Source organism: Streptomyces sp. CNZ301 (assembly GCF_004217425.1).
In genome coordinates this window covers 3,149,431-3,164,050 of the sequence record NZ_SHLG01000001.1, presented here as the reverse complement: position 1 = coordinate 3,164,050, position 14,620 = coordinate 3,149,431, and the positions used below count along the sequence as shown (strand labels likewise).

Genomic DNA, 14,620 nt, shown 5'->3' with positions numbered 1-14,620 from the left:
GGGTGCCTGGTGGTTTCGTTTTCTTTGACGGGGTACAGGGTTGGACTGTGTCCAAGTTCTCGCGGTCCGCAGTGCACGAGCGCGAGGAGTCGGCGCCCGAGCAGCAACCCGTTCACGGGAGGAACCCCATGCCGGACCCCATGACCACCAACAACACCGGCATCCCGGTCGAGAGCGACGAACACTCGCTCACCGTCGGCCGGGACGGCCCGATCCTGCTCCAGGATCACTATCTGATCGAGAAGATGGCCCAGTTCAACCGCGAACGGGTTCCCGAACGGGTGGTTCACGCCAAGGGCGCCGGGGCGTACGGGGTCTTCGAAGTCACCAACGACGTGAGCCAGTTCACCAAGGCGGACCTCTTCCAGCCCGGGCGGAGCACCGAGATGCTGGCACGCTTCTCCACGGTCGCGGGCGAGCAGGGAAGTCCGGACACCTGGCGGGACCCCCGTGGCTTCGCGCTCAAGTTCTACACGAAGCATGGCAATTACGACATGGTCGGGAACAACACCCCCGTCTTCTTCGTGCGCGACCCCAGCAAGTTCCAGGACTTCATCCGCAGCCAGAAGCGCCGCCAGGACAGCGGCCTGCGCGACCACGACATGCAGTGGGACTTCTGGACGCTCTCGCCCGAGTCGGCGCACCAGGTGACGTGGCTGATGGGCGACCGCGGCATCCCCCGCACGTACCGGCACATGAACGGCTACAGCTCGCACACCTACATGTGGGTCAACGCCGGCGGTGAGAAGTTCTGGGTGAAGTACCACTTCAAGACCGACCAGGGCATCGAATTCCTCACCCAGGAGGAGGCGGACCGCCTCGCCGGGGACGACGCCGACGTGCACCGCCGCGACCTGTTCCGGGCCATCGCCGAGGGCGACGCGCCGACCTGGACGATGTACGTGCAGGTGATGCCCTTCGCGGACGCCCCTGACTACCGGTTCAATCCGTTCGACCTGACGAAGGTGTGGCCGCACGGCGACTACCCGCTCATCGAGGTCGGGCGGATGAGGCTCGACAGGAATCCCGACGACTTCTTCGTCCACATCGAGCAGGCGGCCTTCGAGCCGGCGAACCTCGTGCCCGGCATCGGCCCCTCACCGGACAAGATGCTGCTGGGCAGGCTCTTCTCCTACCCCGACACGCACCGCTACCGGATCGGCCCCAACTACGCGCAGCTGCCGCCCAACCGGGCGCACTCGCCGGTCAACTCCTATGCCAAGGACGGCCCGATGCGGTACGAGCCGCCGCGGACCGCCCGTCCGTACGCGCCCAACTCCTACGGCGGGCCCAGCGCGGACACCGCGCGCTTCGGCCACGAGGCGGGCTGGAGCGTGGAGGAGCAGGAGATGGTCCGAGGGGCGTACGCGCTGCGCCGCGACGACGACGACTGGGGCCAGGCCGGCACGCAGGTGCGGAAGGTCCTGGACGACGCGGCCCGGGAGCGGCTGGTGAACAACGTCTCCGGGCATCTGCTCGACGATGTCAGCGGGCCGGTGCTCGCACGCGCACTGCAGTACTGGCGGAACATCGACAAGGAGCTCGGCGACCGCATCGCCGCGAGCGTCGGCGAAGGCTGATCCCGGCGAGTCCGGCCGGGCGGGGCGGAGTGCGACGGCGTCCGCCCGGGCCCGCCGGAGCCCGGGAGGGCTGTTGCGGGGCCGGGGTGTCCGGCCCCGCAACTCCCAGGCGAAGGCCCTGACTTGACGGGTTGTTCGCAGGTCAGGGCCCTCTTTGTGGAATCTATACACGGGATGTATACCCGTGAAGTATAGTCCTCGCATGTCCATCAGCCACACGCTGCTCGGGCTCCTCGAGGAGTCCGGCCCCCGCCACGGCTACGACCTCAAGCGGGCCTTCGACGAACGCTTCGGGCACGACCGCCCCCTGCACTACGGCCAGGTCTACTCGACGATGTCGCGCCTGCTGAAGAACGGCCTCGTCGAGGTCGACGGGATCGAACCGGGCGGCGGTCCCGAACGGAAGCGGTACGCCATCACCGACGCGGGCATCACCGACGTCGACGAATGGCTCTCGCGCCCCGAGAAGCCGGAGCCGTACTTGCAGAGCACCCTCTACACCAAGGTCGTGCTCGCCCTTCTCACCGGGCGGGACGCCGGCGAGCAGCTCGACACCCAGCGCGCGGAGCATCTGCGCCTGATGCGGGAGCTCACCAGACGCAAACAGGGTGGGGATCTGGCGGACCAGCTCATCTGCGACCACGCGCTCTTCCACCTCGAGGCCGACCTGCGGTGGCTGGAGCTGACGGCCGCGAGGCTCGACAAGCTCGCCACGGAGGTACGCCAATGACGTCAACGACATCCACCGCGTCGCCGGGCCACGAGGGAGCCGCGGCATCTGCGGCCGGCCCCGGCACCCAGGACGCGGGCACCGCAACGGATTTCCTGCTCAGCGCGAGCGGGCTGCACAAGACCTACGGCTCGACCACCGCCCTCGACGGCGCCGGCTTCGCCATCCGGCCCGGTGAGATCGTGGCCGTCATGGGCCCCTCGGGGTCCGGCAAGTCGACGCTGCTGCACTGCCTTGCCGGCATCGTCCCCCCGGACGCCGGCACGGTGACGTACCGCGGGCAGGAGCTGTCCGCGATGAGCGACGCGGAGCGCAGCGCCCTGCGCCGCTCAGACTTCGGCTTCGTCTTCCAGTTCGGGCAGCTCGTGCCCGAGTTGACGTGCCTGGAGAACGCCTCGCTGCCGCTGCGTCTCGCCGGGTTCGGGCGCAAGGAGGCCGAGTCGCGCGCCGGGGCGTGGCTGGAGCGCCTGGAGGTCGAGGACGTACGGCGCAAGCGCCCCGGCGAGGTCTCCGGAGGCCAGGGCCAGCGCGTCGCCGTCGCCCGTGCGCTCGCGTCAGGCCCACGTGTGCTCTTCGCGGACGAGCCGACGGGCGCGCTCGACTCGCTCAACGGCGAGCGCGTGATGCAGCTGCTGACCGAGGCCGCCCGCGAGACCAGGGCGGCGGTCGTGCTCGTCACCCACGAGTCGCGCGTCGCCGCCTACTCGGACCGCGAGGTCGTCGTGAGGGACGGCCGCGCCCGCAGCATGGCGGGGGCACTGTGAGTGGCGCGGGTACGCGTGAGGAACAGAGCGCGGACGAGCATCCCGGGGAGGCCGGACCGGCACGACCAGCCGGAGCGGCCCGGCGGACAGGAGGAACCGGCACCGCTGCGCGAAGGCGTGGCAGCGGTGCCGCCGGTCCCCGGGAATGGGCTCGCGATCTCGCTCTGGGTGCCCGCTTCGCGACGAGCGGCGGGCGGCAGGGGTGGCTGCGTACGCTGCTGACGGCGGTGGGAGTCGCCCTGGGTGTCGCCGTGCTGCTGCTCGCGGCGGCGGTGCCGGAGATGGTCCGGAGCCAGGACACCCGTGAGGAAGCCCGCTCGGGCGCGTTCAACCTGGCCCCCGCCGACGTGGAGCGCAGCGAGTACTCGGTCCTCGGCAAGGACGCCAACAACCGCTGGGACGGCCGCCAGTTGTACGGGCGGCTGCTCCAGGCCGAGGGGTCCAGCCCGGCCACTCCCCCCGGGCTGGACCGCATACCGGCACCCGGCGAACTGGTGGTCTCGCCGGCGCTGAAGAAGCTCCTCGCCTCTCCCGGCGCCGCGGAGCTGCGCAAGAGGCTGGACGGAAAGATCACCGCCACCATCGGTGACGAAGGCCTGCTGGGCCCGTCCGAACTCGCCTTCTACAAGGGCGCGGACGACCTGTCGGTCTCCCAGGGAGCCAAGAGGGTCACCCGGTTCGGCAGTCCGGCGGACGAGGAGCCGATGGATCCGGTGCTGGTCCTCCTCGTGGTGGTGGCGTGCGCGGTGCTGATAATGCCGGTCGCCATCTTCATCGCCACCGCGGTGCGCTTCGGCGGAGAGCAGCGCGACGCCAGACTCGCGGCCCTGAGGCTGGTGGGCGCGGACATCGCTGCCGCGCGCAGGATGGCGGCGGGGGAGACGCTGGTCGGTGCGCTGGTCGGGCTGCTGCTCGGCGGCTGGTTCTTCCTGCTCGGGCGGGTCTTCATCGGCGACGTCCAGTTGTTCGACATCAGCGTCTTCCCCGAGGACGTCACGCCCGGTCCTGCTCTCGGGCTGCTGATCGCCGCCGGCGTCCCGTCGACGGCGGTCGCCGTGACCATCTTCGCGCTGCGCGGCGTCGCCATCGAGCCGCTGGGCCTGGTGCGCAAGAGCCAGTTGCGCAGGCGGCGCCTGTGGTGGCGGCTGCTTCCGCCGGTGGGCGGTACGGCGCTGCTGCTTCCGGTGGACCTGGCGGGCGGCGGTGGCGGCAGCTTCAGTGAGGTGCAGGTCACCGCCGGCGTCGTGCTGCTCCTCAGCGGAGTGGTGCTTCTGCTGCCGTGGCTCGTGGAGCGCATCGTGGGACGGTTGCGCGGCGGGCCGCTCGCGTGGCAGCTGGCCACCCGCCGTCTCCAGCTCAGCAGCGGCAATGCCTCCAGGGCGGTCAGCGGCATCACCGTCGCGGTGGCGGGGGCGATCGCGCTGCAGCTGCTCTTCTCCGTCGTGCAGCGGGACCAGGAGCACAACGAGCATCTTCAGCGGAACGAGTCCCGGCTGAGCATCTGGGGCCCGAGCTCCACGCTCGCCCACTCCGAGGCCCTCGCCGGGAAGCTGACGCGCACCGAGGGCGTGACGAAGGCCCACGGCCACCTTCAGACGTGGCAGGAGGCCAGGGACCTGGAGAACGGTGTGGAGATCGTGATCGGAACCTGCGGGACGCTGCGCGGGGCGGCCCGCATCGGCGACTGCCGCGACGGTGACGTCTTCCTCGTGCCCCCCACGGCGGGCCAGGACACCGGCATGGCGCCGGCGCCGGCGAAGACCGGCGACCGTGTCGGCAGGGGCACCGAGGTGATTCTGGACGGCGCCTCGCCCGAGGGTGCGAAGGAGAGGAACATCTGGCGGGTCCCCGGCTCCGCCCGCACGGTGCGGGCGCTGCCCTCGCCTCAAGGTCATGCGGAAGGGGCCGTCCTGATCACGCCCTCGGTGCTTCCCCAGAAGCGGCTGGAGAGGCCGACGTTCAACGGCTGGGTCATGACGGAGCGGAACGGTGCGGCCCTGGAGCGGCTGCGCACCACGGTCTTCGAGGTCGACCCCTCCTACACCATCTGGGAGTCGGCCGACCAGGAGGCGGCCGAACAGCTCGACACCCTCGGGCGGGCCATCATGGCGGCGTCAGTTGCGGTGCTGCTGCTGATCGGCGCCAGCATGACCGTCTCCATGCTGGAGCAACTGCGCGAGCGCAAGCGGCAGTTGTCGGTCCTGGTCGCCTTCGGCACCAAGCGCTCCACGCTCGGCGCCTCGGTGCTGTGGCAGACGGCGGTGCCGGTCGTGCTGGGCGTCGGCCTTGCGGTGGTCTTCGGGCTGGGCCTCGGGTGGGTGCTGCTGCGCATCGTCGGTCGGACGGACGCGGACTGGCTCGTCTTCCTGCCTTCGGCAGGCGCCGGTGTCGCGCTGATTGCCCTTGTGACGCTGGTCAGCCTGCCGTTCCTGTGGCGGATGATGCGTCCGGACGGCCTGCGTACGGAGTGAATCCGCCGGGAGGCCTCGGGAGTTGATCTGGGCCTCCGCCCCCGGCGCACGGTTCCGGCCAGGCCCCCATGCTGGCCGGAACCGTGTTTTCGCGCTAAAGTGATATCACTTTGCTAGACAGTGAGGACGGCACCCCGCCGCCGCTCGCCCGACACGGATACGGGGGAACCCCTATGTCAGCGCACGACCCGACACCCGGCACACCGAAGAAGACGCCCGACGTGGAACCGCAGGACGTTCCCGACATGCCCGATCCCGAGGTCCGCGAAGTCACCGCGCACAGCATCCCCGGGGGCCTCGCCCTCCTCCTCGGCCTGATCGGCTTCCTCCTGGGCGTCGGAGGCATAGTGCTCGGCGGCGGCCTCGCCTCGGACGGCACGGTGGGGACGGGCGCGACGCTGATCGTCGTCGGCGTACTGGTGCTCATCGGCTCGGTGTTCGCGATGTGCGGCCTGAACATGGTGGCGCCGGGCGAGGCTCGCGTCGTCCAGCTCTTCGGGCGCTACACGGGAACGATCCGCACGGAGGGGCTGCGTTGGGTCAATCCGCTCACCAGCCGCCGCAAGGTCTCCACGCGCGTGCGGAACCACGAGACCGCCGTCCTGAAGGTCAACGACGCCTACGGGAACCCGATCGAGCTCGCGTCGGTCGTCGTGTGGCAGGTCAAGGACACCGCTCAGGCGACCTTCGCGGTGGACGACTTCGTCGAGTTCGTCTCCACCCAGACCGAGGCGGCCGTCCGGCACATCGCCATCGAGTACCCCTACGACGCGCACGAAGAGGACGGCCTCTCACTGCGCGGCAACGCCGAGGAGATCACGGAGAAGCTCGCCGCGGAACTGACCCTGCGGGTGGAGGCGGCGGGAGTGCGGATCATCGAGTCCCGCTTCACGCATCTCGCTTACGCACCGGAGATCGCCTCGGCCATGCTCCAGCGGCAGCAGGCTGGCGCGGTGGTCGCGGCCCGCAAGACGATCGTCGAGGGTGCATGCGGCATGGTCGAGGACGCCATGACCCGCATCGCGGCTCAGGACTTCGTCGAGCTGGACGGGGAGCGCCGGGCCTCGATGGTCAGCAATCTGCTCGTCGTGCTCTGCGGTGACCGCTCGCCGCAGCCGGTGATGAACACGGGGACCCTCTACCAGTGACCGACCCCCCTGAACGCGACGGGTCCGCGCCACCCGCGGAGTCCGTGCCGTCCCCGGACGGCACGGACGGCGGGCCCGCGGACGCTTCCCGCGAGAGCACTGGCAGAGCTCAACGCCAGCGCAAGCAGGTGCTGTTGAGGCTCGACCCGGCGATGTACGAGGCGATCGCGCGCTGGGCCGCCGACGAACTGCGTTCCACCAACGCGCAGATCGACTACCTGCTGCGCAAGGCGCTCTCCGAGGCGCGGCGGCTGCCCCGCAACGTCCGGCCCCACCCGCGCAGGGGCCGTCCGCCGCGCGAGGAGTGACCCGGGCCCGCAGTGCGGCTCACGGAGGGCGGGGCGCAGTCACCCGCACGAAACAGTGCGGGCAGCGCCGGCCGCTGTCGCCGGCCCCTACTGAAGGACCTTGCGCAGTGCACAGGTGATCGCGGCCCGCAGCGCCTCGGGCGGGGACTGGGAGTTCCGCTCGGCAACCACCAGGACATTTTCGGCCACTGTATGCAGTTCGGTGCCGGAGCTTCTGGCGACCCCGCTCAGGATGCCCGCGGCCACCTGTGCCCTGCAGTTGTGTGCCGCCATCAAGACGCCCTGAGCTCGGCAGATCACTTCTCGGCAGGCCATGTCATGGCTCATTCGGTCGATGTCGTCCCCAACATGTTCTGCACAGTCCACAGTTGCCCCACTCTGTGCACAGGAGAACCGGGTGGCCGGAATGCGCACCCGATGCCGTGAAGACAATCACAGAGTGTGCCTCCATGGCCACCCTGAGGCTCGCCGACTTGACTTCGGGGCCGCCATCCCACTCATGGGTGGACTGGGTTACGGGTCTTTGTCGGAGTTCGTCCACCACTGCTTCGTCCGGCGGCCGTCCGGCTCGGCGCAACTCACCTCGGGCCCCTCACCTCGACGCCCCGCCTCATCGCCCTTCACCGTGTCGTCCCGGCGTCGTCGACGGCTGCGTGATCGGCGGGCGGGCCCGGGCCGGCCCCGCAGTCCGAGCTTCCGGTCCGCGAGCGTCGCGATCGCTGGACCCTGTGGCACGCTGAGTGGTGATCAACGCCCGCAAACAGCGGGCGAATCCGCCATTTCCCGTTCCCTATTGCCCAAGGAGTGCACTTTGCTCACCGCAGGTGACAGGTTCCCCGAGCCCGGTCCGGCGTGCTCCTGCGGCGGGACGCGCTCCCAGGAGTCACCCGGCGACGCCGGCAAGCTGCCGGCAGGGGAGTGAGCGGCGCCATGGCTCTCGACGACCTGAAGTCGGCGCTCCCCGGATACGCCAACGATCTCGGGGCCAACCTCGGCTCCGTTACGGGCAGTTCGCGGCTGAACCGGCAGCAGCTCTGGGGCACCCTGCTGGCCTGCGCGTTCGCTTCCCGCTCCGGAATCGTGCTCCGGGCGCTGGAGCCGGAGGCCAGGGAGAAGCTGAGTCCCGAGGCGTACGAGGCGGCCAAGTCGGCCGCCGCTTCCATGGTGATGAGCAACGTCTTCCACCGCACCCGGCATCTGCTCTCCGACCCGGAGTACACCACGCTGCGAGCCGGACTGCGGATGAACGTGCTGGGCAACCCGGGAGTGGAGAAGGCGGACTTCGAGCTGTGGTCGCTGGCGGTCTCCGCCCTGAACGCGTGCGGGCAGTGCCTCGACTCCCACGAACAGGCGCTGCGCAAGGCGGGCATGGACCGCGAGACGGTCCAGGAGGTATTCAGGGTCGCGGCCGTCGTCCAGGCCGTCGGCACCACGCTGGAGGCCGAGGCGCAGATCCGGTCCCACGACGCCTGACGCCCCGGACGGGACGGCCGCTCGGGGCGGAACCGGCGCCGCGGTCCGCCCCGGCGGAGCCGCGGCGGACCGCAGCAGGTCACCGGCCGGCCGGGCCGAACCGCGGTCAGGAGACCGGCAGTTCGAACCAGACCACCTTGCCCGTCGACAGCCGGGTCGCGCCCCACCGCCGCGCGAGGCGGTTCACGAGATACAGCCCCCGGCCGCCCTCGTCCGTCGCCCGTGCCTGCCTCAGCCGCGGCAGCTGCGGTACGTCGTCGCCGACCTCGCAGCGGAGCGTGTCCGTGCGCAGCAGCCGCAGCGTGATGGGGCGTTCGGCGTACCGCACGGCATTGGTGACGACCTCGCTGACCAGCAGCTCGACCGCGTCGGACAGGTCCTCCAGGCCCCACCGGGCCAGCGCTCGCCGCGCCAGCCTGCGCGCCTGCCCCGCCGTCTGCGCACGCGGGTCGAGGAACCAGTACGCGACGTCGCTCGGCGCGATCCCGTCGAACCGGGCGGCGAGCAGGGCGATGTCGTCGTCGCGGTCGCCCGGGCCGAGGATGTCCAGCACCTCGTCGCACAGCGGCTCCAGCGGGGCCGATGCCTCCGGACGCGTCAGCCTGGCCGTGGCCGTCAGCTTCTCGCGCAGGTGCTCGATGCCCGTCCACACGTCTCGCTGGCGCGACTCGACCAGCCCGTCGGTGTAGAGCAGCAGCGTGGCGCCCGCCGGGGCGTCCAGCTCCACCGCTTCGAAGTCGACACCGCCGACGCCGATCGGGGCGCCCGCCGGTATGCGCAGCACCTCCGCGCGGCCGTCCCGGTGCAGCAGTACGGGCGGCGGATGCCCGGCGTTGGCGATGATGATTCGGTGCGCGACCGGGTCGTAGACCGCGTACAGGCAGGTCGCCATGCGGTCGCTGCCGAGGCGCTGCGCCTGCTCGTCGAGGTGGTGCAGAACCTCCTGCGGCGGAAGGTCGAGCCCGGCGAGCGTCTGAGCCGTGGTGCGGAGCTGACCCATGATCGCCGCGGACGTCATGGAGTGGCCCATCACGTCGCCCACGACGAGGGCGACCCTGCTGCCGGGCAGCGGGATCGCGTCGTACCAGTCGCCGCCGACCCGGGCCGTCTCGGCCGCCGGCAGATACCGGCTCGCCAGGTGACAGCCCGTCGGCTGCGGCAGCTCGTCGGGAAGCATGGTGCGCTGGAGCTCGTCGGCGATGTACGCCTCGCGCCCGTAGAGCACGGCCTTGTCCACACCGAGCGCCGTGTGCGTGGCGAGCTGCGCCGCGATCAGCAGATCGTCCGGCTCGAAAGGGGCGCGCTCCGGGCCCCGCAGGAAGACGGCGGCGCCGATGACTCTTCGCCGTCCACGCAGCGGAGCGAGGATGGCGCGCTGCCCAGAGGGCACATCGGGCCCGGAGCCGAGCAGTTCGGGAAGCGCGTCGCGGGCGGCGGGCGCGTCGGCGAAGACGGGACGCACGCCCCGCAGCACCTCCGCCAGCGGACCGCCGGAGACCACCTCGGCGTACTCGGCCGCGCCGGCCGTCCCGTCGGTGACGGCGGAGCGGGAGGGGCCCGCGGTGCTGACGGGGGCGGTGGGGCCTTCGCCGTCGGCCCGGGCCCTGCCGTCGGCCGCCGACACGGCGGCCACCATCGCGTGCGGGTCGTCGGGGATGCGGTCGCTGCGCCGCAGCCGCAACACCACCGGGCCCGTGGGTCGTTCGTCGCCGACGGGCAGCGGGTCCCGCAGATAGACGAGGATCGCGTCGGAATACGCGGGCACGCTCGCACGGCACAGTCCGAGCACGGTTTCGTCGAGGTCCATGCCGCGTGCGATGCGGCGGGTCGCGGCGCCGACGAAGCGCAGCCGGTCGCCTCCCCGCCGCTCCCGCTCGGCGGCGTCGCCGTTCCCGGCCGTCACGTCACGTGCGGTGGTGTCGGAGGCCGCGACCTGCGGGGCGGCGGGTGGTACGTCGGCGGCGGTCATGTCGCCGGTGGTCGGATGAGACACGGCACCGCTCTCCGCGGTAGGGGATTGGGACGGGCCCCGGGAGGACCGCTTGGAAGCGGATCCCGGGCCGCCGTGGGACGGTTCTGGGACGGCTCGGCCTGCGCCGCCCCTCCCGCCGGAGCCCCGTGAGGCTTCGGCGGTTTCCTGCTGTGACGTGTGCCCCGAACCGGGCCTCGGACGCGAACCGGGGCGCGCCTGTTCCACTTCCTCACCCCCGGAGCATGCAGCCCCGGGGGGCGCTGCGCCGCGGGAGCGGCGGGACGCGCCCGCCGGACGCGCCGTGCCCGCGAGGCCCGCGGAGTCCTCCTGCGGGTCATGTGAACCGGGCCGCATCGCGGGCGCCTGGCTCGTCGCAGTGCCCGCGCCAACGGCGCGGGCGGACGTCCCGGACGGCACACCGGCGCCGGGGCTCCCCCCGGGACGGGACGTGAGGGGCGCAGGCGGGGGCCCTCCCGCCGTGGGGGTGTCCACGGGCGGGAGCGGCGGCACTGCTGTACCGGTCGCAGGCTCTTGGTGCTCCGTCACGCGTTCGGTTTCCATCCATTCGGGGCCGCGCGTCTCACGCGCACAGCGATCACTGCCTCCGCCCCCTACGGCCGCCGTCGGCACTGCAGGAAGATCTGGAGCTCGGGCGGCACATCCGTGCTGGCCGGAGCGTAGGCATAGGCGTCCTCCCCGGCGATCTCGAAACCCGCATCGCGCACGACCTCGCGCAATTCGTCCCGCAGATAGCCGGATACCCGGATCGTGTTGCCCAGGAACGGCAATGAGAAGTCATCGACATCCGCTTCCACCATCGACATGGCCATCGGTGCGCCTTCCCGCAGCTGCTGGTGCAGCATGCGCAGCGCGAAGGGAATTTCGGCCCGAGGCAGCATCAGGAGGGAGAAGAAAGCGGCGACGCCGTCGAAGGGCCCGAGGTCGTACCTCTCGACCTCGTAGATGTCCATACGGCGGAAATCACCGTCGGGCACGTTCCTCTGAGCGAGTGTCACCATGCCCTGGGAGAGATCGATGCCCGTGACCCGGTGGCCTGCCTCAACGAGCTGGCGCGCGGTCGGAAGCCCCGTGCCGCAGCCCAGATCCAGCACGTGGGAGCCGGCGGGCAGTTGCTCGGCGAGCCACGCTCCGGCGGCGATCTGGCCCTCCTTGTGCGGGAAGGCTTCGTCGTAGCGGTCACCGATCGAGTCGAACGCGGCGGCCTGCCCCAGCCGGTCCATCGTGTTCCAGTCGAAGTCCTTGTAGGCACGCGCCTCCGACTTCGGGGGTCGTTCCCCCTCGGTCTCCGGCCCGGGGAGGTCCCCGTAGTCGTCGTCGGTGCTGCTCACGCTCGATCTCCTCTCTGGCGACGCGCCAAATCCCCGAGGGGGGAGGGGAGTTGTTGCAGCAGTGCGCCTACGGAGGTTGATCCTACGTTTGCAGTATGGGGGCGCAGCAAGGGGGAAAGGGAGGTCGAAGCGGGCGCGTGTCGTCCGACAGATCCGGCACATCCGTGCAAGTACGGAACAACACGTCCTCCGCAGTGCCCGACGCCGGGTTCCGGGGGCCGGATCGCCGTCCACGTGAGGCCGGGAGTCCGGCTGCCGGGACCAAGACGCCGTGTGTGCACCGGATTCCGGACGCCACAGAGGCGGGGGTGGCGCCCGTTCACGGGTGCCGGCGCCCGTTTCGCCGCTCCGGCGCGGGTGTGTCCGCCCCGGTTCCGAGGGAGCCGGTGCCGTTCCCTCCGGTGCCGTTCCCTCCGGTGTGGTTCGGTCGTGCTCCGTTCGTTCCTGGCCCATTCGTTTTTGCTGCTTTCGCCCCTGCCGCCGTCCCGTTCGACCCCGGGCCGACGGGTCCTGGCCCTCCCGGCGGCGGCCGTCCGTCCCAGTCCCGCGGGAGCAGCGGTACCGGCCACTGCGGGTCGGGGCGCCAGTTCTCCCAGCCGTCCCGGAAGGGCGCCGCCCACGCGCCGATCTGCTCGACCACCGCGTTCCCCGCGCCACGCACCCGCGCGGCGAGGCCGTCGTCGACGAGGCCCGCGCGCCGTGCCGCCGCGAACTCGTCCTCGTCCCGCCACTCCCAGCTGCGGTCGGGATAGACGGCGATGTCCAGGAAGTGGTCCTCGGAGTCGATTCCGCCCGCCCAGCGGCGATGCGGCTCCTCGAGGTTCACGTACCAGTTCTTGAACTGCCAGTCCCGCTCCCAGAACAGCCACACCGACCATGGCTCGTCCGGACGTGCCAGCTTCAGCACGCCCGTGCCGAACCAGCGCGAGAGCACGGTCCTGCGCGGCTTGGTGTAGCGGGTGGCCAGCGGCTCGTGGTGCACGGGGGTGCCGTCGGCGATCTCCGGTTTGACGCAGACGGTGCCCGGCGCGACCCATGCGGCGAGCAGCTCGGGGGTGTCGCGGACGACGGTGACGGGACGGCAGATGTGCGGGTGCCCCGTGCCGTTGGCACGGTAGCGCCAAAGGATGCGTGTGCCGGGCGCCCAGTACCCGCCGCTCTGCGTCTCCCGGCCGGCACGGCCGGCGCCGGCGTCGACCGCCTCGTGCGCGGCCCGTGCGCCGGCCGTTCCTGCCGCCCCTGCCGTTCCGGATGCTCCCGCCGTTTCCGCTGTCATGCGCAGATCCTAGGTTGACGGGGCATCAGCCGCCGTGAGCCGAGGCCCGAATGAGCCACGGCCCCCGCCGCCCGACCCCGGCAAACCCTGTGGCCCCCTCAGGGACGGGTCATGCGGAGGACGTCGAGCGCTTCGTCCAGCTCTTCGAGGGTCAGATCGCCCCGCTCGACGTGTCCCGCCTCCAGCACCGCCTGCCGGATCGTCTTGCGCTCGGCGAGCGCCTTCTTGGCCACCGCCGCGGCGTTCTCGTACCCGATGTGCTTGTTGAGCGGTGTGACGACGGACGGCGAGGACTCCGCGTACTCCCGTGCCCGTTCCTCGTCCGCCGTGATGCCGTCCACGGTGCGTTCCGCGAGGAGGCGGGAGACGTTGGAGAGCAGCCGCACCGACTCCAGCAGGTTCTTGCCCATCACCGGCAGCATGACGTTCAGCTCGAAATTCCCGGACGCTCCGGCCGCCGCGATGGTCGCGTCGTTGCCCGTGACCTGCGCCGCGACCATGAGCACGGCCTCGGGAATCACGGGGTTCACCTTGCCCGGCATGATCGATGAACCGGGCTGGAGGTCCGGAAGCGCGATCTCGGCGAGGCCCGTGCGGGGGCCGGAGGCCATCCAGCGCAGATCGTTGCAGATCTTGGTGAGGCTCACGCCGATCGTGCGGAGCTGCCCCGACGTCTCCACCAGGGCGTCCCGGGCACCCTGCGCCTCGAAGTGATCGCGGGCCTCGGTCACCGGAAGCCCGCCGTCCGCGGCGATGCGTTCGACGACGGCCGCGGCGAAACCGGGCGGGGTGTTGATGCCGGTGCCCACCGCCGTTCCGCCCAGGGGAAGCTCGGCGAGCCGCGGCAGCGACGCCCGCAGCCGTTCGACGCCGTGGCGGATCTGGGCCGCGTAGCCGGCGAACTCCTGCCCCAGCGTGACGGGAGTGGCGTCCATCAAATGGGTGCGGCCGGACTTGACGACGGCTGCGAACTCCTCGGCCTTGCGCGTCAGCGAGGCCTCCAGTGTCTCCAGCGCCGGGATCAGATCGCGGAGGACCGCGGCGGTGGCGGCGATGTGGATGGAGGACGGGAAGACGTCGTTCGAGGACTGGCTCGCATTGACGTGGTCGTTGGGGTGTACGGGCGCTCCGAGCCGTTCCGAGGCGAGCGTGGCGACGACCTCGTTCATGTTCATGTTGGACGAGGTGCCGGAACCCGTCTGGAAGACGTCGACGGGGAACTCGTCGTTCCAGCGGCCCTCGACGACCTCCTCCGCCGCCGCGCGTACCGCCTCGGCCAACTCGGGCTCCAGCACGCCGAGTTCGCCGTTGACCCGGGCGGCGGCCGCCTTGATGCGTGCGAGGGCCTCGATGTGGGCGCGCTCCAGACGCTGTCCGCTGATGGGGAAGTTCCACACCGCACGCTGCGTCTGCGCCCGCCACTTGGCGTCCGCGGGCACCCGGACCTCGCCCATCGAGTCGCGCTCGGTCCGGTACCCCTGCCTGTCGCTCATTCGTGTGCACCTCCGTACGGCACAGCGTCCCCGCCGCGCAAGGACATTCCCGGCCG

Annotated in this window: 11 protein-coding genes and 1 pseudogene; 7 read left to right on the top strand and 5 right to left on the bottom strand. The window is 71.2% G+C overall.

The window, feature by feature from the left end; genetic code table 11:
• Positions 1–128: 128 nt before the first annotated feature.
• The 6 genes from EV375_RS13515 to EV375_RS29700 all read left to right on the top strand — a co-directional run bounded on the left by EV375_RS13515 (position 129) and on the right by EV375_RS29700 (position 7,001).
• A complete protein-coding gene (locus EV375_RS13515; RefSeq protein WP_130299661.1) occupies positions 129–1,580 on the top strand; it encodes a catalase in 1,452 nt (483 codons plus the stop codon).
• Between the two features lie 202 nt (positions 1,581–1,782).
• Positions 1,783–2,310, top strand: a complete 528-nt coding sequence (locus tag EV375_RS13510; protein ID WP_130299660.1) for a PadR family transcriptional regulator — start codon at positions 1,783–1,785, stop codon at positions 2,308–2,310.
• A complete protein-coding gene (locus EV375_RS13505) occupies positions 2,307–3,074 on the top strand; it encodes an ABC transporter ATP-binding protein (protein ID WP_130299659.1) in 768 nt (255 codons plus the stop codon). The genes EV375_RS13510 and EV375_RS13505 overlap by 4 nt, the downstream gene beginning before the upstream one ends.
• Before the next feature lie 227 nt (positions 3,075–3,301).
• Positions 3,302–5,545 carry an ABC transporter permease gene (locus EV375_RS13500; RefSeq protein ID WP_486588462.1) on the top strand — a complete coding sequence of 748 codons (2,244 nt, stop codon included), beginning with the start codon at positions 3,302–3,304 and terminating at the stop codon, positions 5,543–5,545.
• A 173-nt stretch (positions 5,546–5,718) separates the two neighbouring features.
• Positions 5,719–6,693 carry an SPFH domain-containing protein gene (locus EV375_RS13495; protein WP_130299657.1) on the top strand — a complete coding sequence of 325 codons (975 nt, stop codon included), beginning with the start codon at positions 5,719–5,721 and terminating at the stop codon, positions 6,691–6,693.
• Between the two features lie 128 nt (positions 6,694–6,821).
• Positions 6,822–7,001 (top strand): hypothetical protein, encoded by a 180-nt coding sequence (locus EV375_RS29700; protein WP_130301825.1) that lies wholly within the window; start codon positions 6,822–6,824, stop codon positions 6,999–7,001.
• Positions 7,002–7,088: 87 nt separating this feature from the next.
• Here EV375_RS29700 and EV375_RS13485 read toward each other — a convergent pair whose 3' ends face one another.
• Positions 7,089–7,316 (bottom strand): ANTAR domain-containing protein, encoded by a 228-nt coding sequence (locus EV375_RS13485; RefSeq protein ID WP_165434729.1) that lies wholly within the window; start codon positions 7,314–7,316, stop codon positions 7,089–7,091.
• 615 nt (positions 7,317–7,931) lie between these two features.
• On the opposite strand from EV375_RS13485, the gene ahpD reads away from it, so the two are divergent.
• The gene (ahpD, locus tag EV375_RS13480) at positions 7,932–8,474 is read left to right on the top strand and encodes an alkylhydroperoxidase, AhpD family (RefSeq protein ID WP_130299655.1); all 543 of its coding nucleotides are present in this window, start codon (positions 7,932–7,934) and stop codon (positions 8,472–8,474) included.
• Between the two features lie 106 nt (positions 8,475–8,580).
• On the opposite strand, the gene EV375_RS13475 is transcribed toward ahpD, so the two are convergent.
• From EV375_RS13475 to EV375_RS13460, 4 genes and pseudogenes are all read right to left on the bottom strand, one after another.
• Complete coding sequence (locus EV375_RS13475; protein ID WP_486588461.1) at positions 8,581–10,800, bottom strand: SpoIIE family protein phosphatase; 2,220 nt, start codon at positions 10,798–10,800, stop codon at positions 8,581–8,583.
• Between the two features lie 257 nt (positions 10,801–11,057).
• Entirely contained in the window at positions 11,058–11,687 is a 630-nt protein-coding gene (locus EV375_RS13470) for a class I SAM-dependent methyltransferase (RefSeq protein WP_130301824.1), read from the bottom strand.
• A gap of 628 nt (positions 11,688–12,315) precedes the next feature.
• Positions 12,316–13,071 (bottom strand): annotated as a pseudogene (gene fomD, locus EV375_RS13465) (cytidylyl-2-hydroxypropylphosphonate hydrolase); the annotation flags it as partial.
• Positions 13,072–13,169: 98 nt separating this feature from the next.
• Complete coding sequence (locus EV375_RS13460) at positions 13,170–14,564, bottom strand: class II fumarate hydratase (RefSeq protein WP_130299652.1); 1,395 nt, start codon at positions 14,562–14,564, stop codon at positions 13,170–13,172.
• Between the last annotated feature and the right edge of the window lie 56 nt (positions 14,565–14,620).